The sequence below is a fragment of the Arthrobacter sp. Cr_A7 genome (genome assembly GCF_029222765.1).
GTDB lineage: Bacteria > Actinomycetota > Actinomycetes > Actinomycetales > Micrococcaceae > Arthrobacter.
The window spans coordinates 1-6,982 of sequence record NZ_JARHXQ010000164.1; the positions used below are offsets into that span (position 1 = coordinate 1).

At 67.1% G+C, this 6,982-nt stretch carries 8 protein-coding genes and 1 pseudogene; 1 reads left to right on the forward strand and 8 read right to left on the reverse strand.

What is annotated here, in order from left to right:
- Positions 1–32: 32 nt before the first annotated feature.
- From P2Q66_RS10280 to P2Q66_RS10315, 8 genes are all read right to left on the reverse strand, one after another.
- A complete protein-coding gene (locus tag P2Q66_RS10280) occupies positions 33–1,322 on the reverse strand; it encodes an MFS transporter (RefSeq protein WP_275727773.1) in 1,290 nt (429 codons plus the stop codon).
- A gap of 56 nt (positions 1,323–1,378) precedes the next feature.
- The gene (locus P2Q66_RS10285; RefSeq protein WP_275727775.1) at positions 1,379–2,254 is read right to left on the reverse strand and encodes an SseB family protein; all 876 of its coding nucleotides are present in this window, start codon (positions 2,252–2,254) and stop codon (positions 1,379–1,381) included.
- Between the two features lie 27 nt (positions 2,255–2,281).
- Positions 2,282–3,028: a bifunctional 1-(5-phosphoribosyl)-5-((5-phosphoribosylamino)methylideneamino)imidazole-4-carboxamide isomerase/phosphoribosylanthranilate isomerase PriA gene (gene priA / locus P2Q66_RS10290; protein WP_079595466.1), complete on the reverse strand. Its 747-nt coding sequence runs from the start codon at positions 3,026–3,028 to the stop codon at positions 2,282–2,284.
- A 38-nt stretch (positions 3,029–3,066) separates the two neighbouring features.
- A complete protein-coding gene (locus tag P2Q66_RS10295) occupies positions 3,067–3,228 on the reverse strand; it encodes a hypothetical protein (RefSeq protein ID WP_181884810.1) in 162 nt (53 codons plus the stop codon).
- Positions 3,229–4,017: an imidazole glycerol phosphate synthase subunit HisH gene (gene hisH, locus P2Q66_RS10300; protein WP_275727777.1), complete on the reverse strand. Its 789-nt coding sequence runs from the start codon at positions 4,015–4,017 to the stop codon at positions 3,229–3,231.
- Positions 4,014–4,640, reverse strand: a complete 627-nt coding sequence (gene hisB / locus P2Q66_RS10305; protein ID WP_275727779.1) for an imidazoleglycerol-phosphate dehydratase HisB — start codon at positions 4,638–4,640, stop codon at positions 4,014–4,016. Before hisB ends, hisH begins: the two co-directional genes overlap by 4 nt.
- 64 nt (positions 4,641–4,704) lie before the next feature.
- A complete protein-coding gene (locus P2Q66_RS10310) occupies positions 4,705–5,823 on the reverse strand; it encodes a histidinol-phosphate transaminase (protein WP_275727780.1) in 1,119 nt (372 codons plus the stop codon).
- An 82-nt stretch (positions 5,824–5,905) separates the two neighbouring features.
- Positions 5,906–6,364 (reverse strand): LysM peptidoglycan-binding domain-containing protein, encoded by a 459-nt coding sequence (locus P2Q66_RS10315; RefSeq protein WP_275727782.1) that lies wholly within the window; start codon positions 6,362–6,364, stop codon positions 5,906–5,908.
- A 355-nt stretch (positions 6,365–6,719) separates the two neighbouring features.
- On the opposite strand from P2Q66_RS10315, the pseudogene P2Q66_RS10320 reads away from it, so the two are divergent.
- A pseudogene (locus P2Q66_RS10320) lies at positions 6,720–6,982 on the forward strand (winged helix-turn-helix transcriptional regulator); the annotation flags it as partial.

A 6,982-nucleotide genomic window follows, 5' to 3' on the forward strand; every position in this document is an offset into this window, starting at 1 on the left:
CGTTGACCCACAGCAGCCGTGTGCTGGGAAGGTCAGGCGGCCACCCTGCGGCGGCGGAGCTGGAGAACCAGGCCAACGAGGCACAGCAGGACGCCCGCAACCCCCACGGACACGAACCCGCCGGACGGACCCATGCCGTCGATGAAGATCCCGGCGAGCGGCGCGCCCAGGGCAACTCCGGCGGTCAGCGCCGAGCCATACCAGCCCATGGCCTCCCCGCGGCGCTCCTCGGATACCAGGTCCGCCACTTTCTCGGAGGCTGAGGAGAGCACCGGAGCACACAGAAGTCCCGGCAGGATCGAGAACAGGGCCAGTGTCCAGGTGTCGTGGGCGAATCCCATGGGGATGGTCAGCGCCGCCATGCCGAGCAGCAGGACAATAGGAGCGACGGGCCGATGCATGGCGCCGTAGACAAGCCCGCCCACCACTGACGCGGCGCACCAGAACAGGAAGACAATGCCGATTTCGCTCTGGCGGCCGCCGGTTTCCAGGGCTGCCACGATACCCACGTCGGTGCCGCTGAGCACCATTCCGGCGCCTGCCGCCACGGCAAAAAGCGCGGCCACGGTGGCGGTGAACCAGGCGAAGTTTCGGGCCACCTTGCTGCGGAGTCCGGGCGTCGCCGTGGCTCCGGCCGGTACCAGCTCGGCAGCCGCCTCCTGCACGTGGGCCGGGGCGGAGGACACGACGGCGACTTCCGCGGCATGGCGCTGGTCAGCGGCACACTCCGCGCTCTGTTCGGGGCTGCGGGTGGGCGGATTGAACCAGATCAGGAAGAGCCCGGCCAGTGATGTGGAGACGCCCACCACCGTCAAGCCGGCGGTGGTGTAGCCGCTTGTGGCGACCACCGCGCCCGCGGCCGGGCCGATCATGAACACCATCTCGGTGGTGATGGCGTCGAGGGCGAACGCGGTACGCCGCTGGTCGCCGTCGACCAGCACGCCCAGGGACTGCCGGACCACGCTGAAGATGGGCAGGGTAAGCAGGCCGCCCACGAACACCAGCGGCAGGAGCCACTGGTAGGACACGTGCGGAACGATGGACCAGATGACGGTTTCCGAGATGACGGACGGGATCAGGGCCCGCCGCAGGCCGGCGGTGTCCACGCGCCGGCCCCGCCAGGGGGCGCCAAGGGCGATGCCGATGGTCATGACGGCCGCTGCCGCACCGGCGGCGGCGTACCCCTCGCCGAGGGTCAGGACAATGTGGAGGGTCAGCAGGACTCCGGCAGCTGAATGCGGGATACGGGCGACCATGCCCACAAGGAGCAGGCGCCGGATGGGCCGGACGGCGAGCAACTCCCGGTAGAGAGCGAAATTCACGAGGTGATCCTTACGTCTGCCGCAGCGGACCGGGGGTCACCCCGCACGGCTGCCGGCTACTGTGCTGCGCGCCGCAACTTGATCTCGATTGAGTCGACCCGCTCCCCAAACAATACATTCCGTGACCACTGGGCCTGGAGCCCCGCCACCAGTTGCTGAACCCCTGCCGCGCCAAGGCCGTCTTCGAGGTAAAGCACCACCTGCAGCTCGGGTCCGGCTCCTCCGCCCGGCATGGCGGATCCGTCGGCCGTACGGGACGCCACTCCCCCGCCGGGCAACAGCTCGATGCGCCGGACAGCGGGAAAATCCGCCGCGGCCCGGCCCATTTCCGCCGCGAGTTCCCCATCCATGTAGGAGGGGGTCCAGTCCTGCTGCTGGGCAAGGGCCCACACCGCAGGCCGGCGGACCACGAAGGTGACCTCGGCCCCGGGATCCAAAACCAGGAGTTCGGCACCCTCAGCCACCGCAGACAAGGCAGCACGGGCTGCATAGACGGCTACCGGCCGGGCGTCCGGATGCCAGCTGGCCAGCGCCGCAGCCGAGGTGAACGCTGGCATGGCGGTCCTGCCGTCGGCGGCTTTCAGGGTGACCAAAGCCATGTCAGCCTGCTTGTCCGCGTGCAGGCCGTGGGCGGATTCCTCTTCTTCGGCGAGCTGGGCAACGATGGGAATGAAGACCCGAGCGGTGGCCAGGGAAGCAACAACGGCTGTTTCGTCCGCTGTGCCTGCCCGGAGGTCCGCGACGGCGGCGAGGTAACCGGCGTCAGCCGATCCGTCATCGTCCTCGAAGTTGTGGATCCTGGCGTCGTCGCCGGCGAGGCTGCGGCCCGCCCATGGCTGGCCGGCGGAGTCCGTGGCACCTCCCGCGCCTGCCAGTGCTGCCGCGATGTGCCCTGGAAGGGGACGCGGTGCGGGTGCTTCGTGGTTGGGCATGCTGCGACTGATTCCTTAGGGAGGTCCCTAGCGGCGGCCGGCGACGTCGAGGGCTTCGGGAAGTGTGAAGGCCCCGGCGTACAGCGCCTTGCCTACGATTGCGCCTTCGACACCGAGCGGCACGAGCGAACGCAGGACCTTCAGGTCGTCCAGGCTGGAGATGCCGCCGGAGGCCACCACGGGCTTGCCCGTCTTCTCCACCATCTGGCGGAGGAGTTCGACGTTGGGACCCTGGAGCGTGCCGTCCTTGGTGACGTCGGTGACGACATACCTGGAGCAGCCTGCCTCTTCAAGGCGGCCCAGGACCTCCCAGAGGTCCCCGCCTTCCTTGGTCCAGCCGCGGCCGGCAAGGGTGGTTCCGCGAACGTCCAGGCCGACGGCGATCTTGTCGCCGAAGCGGTCGATGGCCCGGCGCGTCCAGTCCGGATTTTCCAGGGCGGCGGTGCCCAGGTTTACGCGGGCTACGCCGAGGTCCAGGGCGGCCTCGAGCGTTTCGTCATCGCGCAGGCCTCCGGAGAGTTCCACGTTGATGTCCAGCCGGCCCACCACTTCCCGGAGCAGTTCAGCGTTGGATCCTCGGCCAAAAGCGGCATCCAGATCCACCAGATGCACCCATTCCGCACCCTGCTGCTGCCAGTTCAACGCGGCCTCCAGCGGAGTGCCGTAACTCGTTTCGCTGCCCGCTTCGCCCTGGACCAGCCGGACGGCCTGCCCGTTCACGACGTCGACGGCGGGCAGCAGTTCAAGAACCGGCAGATCGTTAGCGGTGGTCATCTTCATCCTTCAGGGTTGGGGCAGGGTGGGCCGGGCCGTCAGTTGGCCGGCAGCGTCAGCAGGTAGGCGGCAAGCAAAGCCATGCCCGCCAGGACGTAGAACGATATTTGGGTCCAGAGCGGCTTGTGCTGCTGCCGGAAGGACAGGGCACCGCCCACCAGCAGGCCGGCGAGGGCCATCAGGACAACGGACCACAGCATCTAGGCGCTGCCGCCGGCCGGCTCTGAAGTGTCGGCGGCGGCCGGGTTCTCCGCAGCCGGGGCATTGCCGCCGGCAGCGGGGCGGTGCAGGGCCTCCACCCAGTTCCGCAGCAGCCGGGAACCGGCATCGCCGGACTTCTCCGGGTGGAACTGCGTGGCACAGAGCGGGCCGTTTTCGACCGCCGCGATGAACGGGGCGCCATGCTCCGACCAGGTGACCAGGGGCGCCGCCATCCGCGGCTGGATGACGTCGAAGTTCCATTCCTGCACTCCATAGGAGTGCACAAAGTAGAACCGCTCGTTTTCAACCCCGGCGAAGAGCTTGGAGCCCTCCGGCACCTTCACGGTGTTCCAGCCCATGTGCGGCACCACGTCTGCCGGCAGGAGCTCGACTTTCCCGGGCCACTCCCCGATGCCTTCGGCCTCGGTGCCGTGTTCGACGCCGGCCTCGAAAAGCACCTGGAGGCCAACGCAGATACCGAGGACCGGGCGGCCGCCGGCAACCCGCCTGCCGATAAGGCGGATGCCGTCCACGGCCTTGAGTTCCCGCATGACGGTTTCAAAGGCGCCGACGCCGGGGACCACCAGGCCGTCGGCGTTCAGGACATCCTCGGGCTTCGCGCTGAGGACCACCTCGGCACCGGCCCGTTCCAGGGCGCGCACGGCCGACCGGACGTTGCCCGAGCCATAGTCCAGGACGGTGACCGTGGGCTTTCCCTCCGGCGAGGGCAGCTTCCGGGACGCAGAGGGATCGATGATGGCCCCGTCTTTCAGGACCTGGCCGCTCACAGCGCGCCCTTGGTGGACGGGATGCCTTCAACGCGGGGATCCGGCTCCACGGCAGCGCGCAGCGCCCGGGCGAACGCCTTGAACTGCGCTTCCACGATGTGGTGCGGGTCGCGGCCCGCGATCACGTTCATGTGCAGGCAGATCCCTGCGTGCAGCGTGATGGCTTCGAAGACGTGCCGGGTCAGGGAGCCCGTGAAGTGGCCGCCGATGAGGTGGTACTCCTGGCCGGCCGGCTCGCCGCCGTGCACCAGGTAGGGCCGTCCGGAAACGTCCACGACGGCGTGGGCCAGCGCTTCGTCCAGGGGAACGGTAGCTTCGCCGAACCGGCGGATCCCGGCTTTGTTGCCCAGGGCGGTGCGCAGCACCTCGCCGAAGGTGATGGCGACGTCTTCCACGGTGTGGTGAACGTCGATGTGGATGTCGCCGGTGGCCTTCACCGTCATGTCGATGAGCGAGTGCTTGCACAGCGCCGTGAGCATGTGGTCGTAGAACGGCACGGACGTGTCGATGTCCGAGATGCCGGTGCCGTCGAGGTTGATTTCCACGAGCACGGACGACTCGCTGGTGGCACGCTCCATGCGCGCAGTCCGGGAGGCGGCCGCGTTCGATCCGGTGGAACTCATGGTCAGGTGTCCTTTAAGGCAGAAGGTTTGATTCGGGGGGCGCCCAGCGCCCGGTAGGTCAAGTCTAGGCTGGAAGGGCAGCCTGGCTTGCAAGGATGCTTTCCAGGGACGTGAGGAAGGCTGTGGTTTCGGTCTCAGTGCCGGCGGTCACGCGCAGGTGGCCGGGGATTCCGACGTCCCGGATCAGCACACCGGCGTCCAGCAGCTGCTGCCAGACGTCGTGGGGCCGATCCAGTCCGCCGAAGAAGACAAAGTTGGAGTCCGAGGCAGCGGGCTTGAGGCCCATACGGGTCAGCTCCGAGACGATCCGGTCACGCTGCCTCTTGATGTCCTCAACATCGGCCATCAGTGCTTCGCGGTGCTGCAGGGCGGCCAGGGCCGTGGCCTGGGTGACGGCGGACAGGTGGTAGGGCAATCGGACCAGGCGCAGGGCGTCCGTGACCTCGGGTGCCGCGGCCATGTAGCCCAGCCGGGCGCCGGCCAGGGCAAAAGCCTTGCTCATGGTGCGGGTGACAATGAGCCGCTCGCGGCCCGGCAGCAGGGTCAGGGCACTCGGCGTGCCGTCGTGGGCAAATTCGTGGTAAGCCTCGTCCACGATCACGATCGTCTGGCTGGCCTCACCGGCGGCATAGACGCCCTCCACAACATCCAGTCCCAGGCCCGTGCCGGTGGGATTGTTGGGCGAGCTCAGGAAAACGATGTTTGGCTGCAGTTCCTTGACCTGGCGCGCTGCGGATTCGGCGCTGAGGCCGTACCCCTCGGCGCGTTCGCCTGTGATGTATTCGGTGTCGGTGCCGCTGGCGAGCAGCGGGTACATCGAATACGTGGGAGGGAAGCCCAGCGCCGTCCGGCCCGGACCGCCGAATGCCTGCAGGATCTGCTGGAGCACCTCGTTGGAACCGTTGGCAGCCCAGAGATTGGCCTCATCCAGTCCATGCCCCAGGTATTCGGCCAACGCCTTCCGAAGCTCGGTGAACTCCCGGTCGGGGTAGCGGTTGAGCCCGGTGGCGGCCTCTGTTACCGCGGCGCTGATGGCGGCCCGCACGTCCGCGGGAACACCGTGGGTGTTTTCGTTGACGTTGAGAAGGATGGGGACATCCAGCTGGGGCGCCCCATAGGGGGTCAGCCCGCGGAGGTTGCTGCGGAGGGGAAGCCGGTTCAGACGCTCAAGCTGGTCATTCACCTGAACAGTTTAGTGGCCGTTCCGGAGACCGGAAAATGTGACGGCCCCTGTTCGCGCTCAGCGTGCACGGACTTCTGCGGCTTCAGCGGGTGGGGACGTAGAGCTGCTGCCCGGGGAGAACTGCTCCGGCCGGCAGGTTGTTGAGCTGGACGATGTCCGCAATCACATCGCGGGCGTCCCGGTCAGGGGCAACGGTGCCCGCGATGGCCCACAGCGACTCGCCGGGCTGGACGGTCACCGTGACGGTGGGTGTCACCGACAGGTCCTCCGGCGCATCGGACGCCTTGGCCGGCGAGTTGAAGAACCCCGCCAGGGAAAGCAGCAGGGCAGCCAGCAGCACCAGCGGAATCCCGATCAGGACAACCTTGCCCCGGCGCGTCAGGCGCAACGGCGGCAGGGGTGCCGGCTTGGCCGGGGACTCCGGCATACCCGCCGGCACCTGCGAGGACCGGGACCTGTCCCGTTGCGACAGAAGCTGGTGTGCGGACTGATGGGAATGAACGCGCGGACCCTTGGCCTGCGAAGCGGATATAGCTGACATGAACTGAGCCCTCCTGGACCGTACTGTGCTGCCCGACCTTGCTGCTTCTATGTCCCGCTCCGCTGCTGCACCGCCGGCACTCCGGCTGGTTCTTCGAAAAACGCACGCTGTATTCGAATGATGCAAGCTTCGAGTAGAACACATGTTCGAACTTTGCTCCTTCAGTTTTAGCACCTATCAACGAACAATGTCGAGACTCGCTAGAACAAATGTTTGAAAAAGCAATGTGGCTGGCCTAGTTTTGAAGGAAAGAACAACCACCCTTGAAGTTGATCAGCAGGGTCTGACATTGAGGGAAGCTCACCCAGTCCGGCGCAGCGACAAGCCCGGTGGCAACCGAAAGGCATTGGCGAATATGGCAGCAGCAGCCACCGGGGGCAGGGCAGCCCCGCAGCCGAAGAAGACCGCCAAAGGGTTGACCCCCCGGCAGAAAAAAATCCTCGAAACCATCCAGCGCTCCGTCAATGACAACGGCTATCCGCCGTCCATGCGTGAAATCGGCGATACGGTGGGGCTCGCAAGCCTCTCAAGCGTGACGCACCAGCTCTCGCAGCTGGAGAAACTGGGATATCTCCGCCGGGATCCGAAGCGGCCGCGCGCCATGGAGGTGCTGATGCC

Coding starts and splice junctions, on each gene's coding strand:
- hisB (WP_275727779.1), bottom strand. CDS start 4,640: ATGAGTTCCACCGGATCGAACGCGGCCGCCTCCCGGACTGCGCGCATG.
- P2Q66_RS10295 (WP_181884810.1), bottom strand. CDS start 3,228: ATGCTGTGGTCCGTTGTCCTGATGGCCCTCGCCGGCCTGCTGGTGGGC.
- priA (WP_079595466.1), bottom strand. CDS start 3,028: ATGACCACCGCTAACGATCTGCCGGTTCTTGAACTGCTGCCCGCCGTC.
- P2Q66_RS10285 (WP_275727775.1), bottom strand. CDS start 2,254: ATGCCCAACCACGAAGCACCCGCACCGCGTCCCCTTCCAGGGCACATC.
- P2Q66_RS10315 (WP_275727782.1), bottom strand. CDS start 6,364: ATGTCAGCTATATCCGCTTCGCAGGCCAAGGGTCCGCGCGTTCATTCC.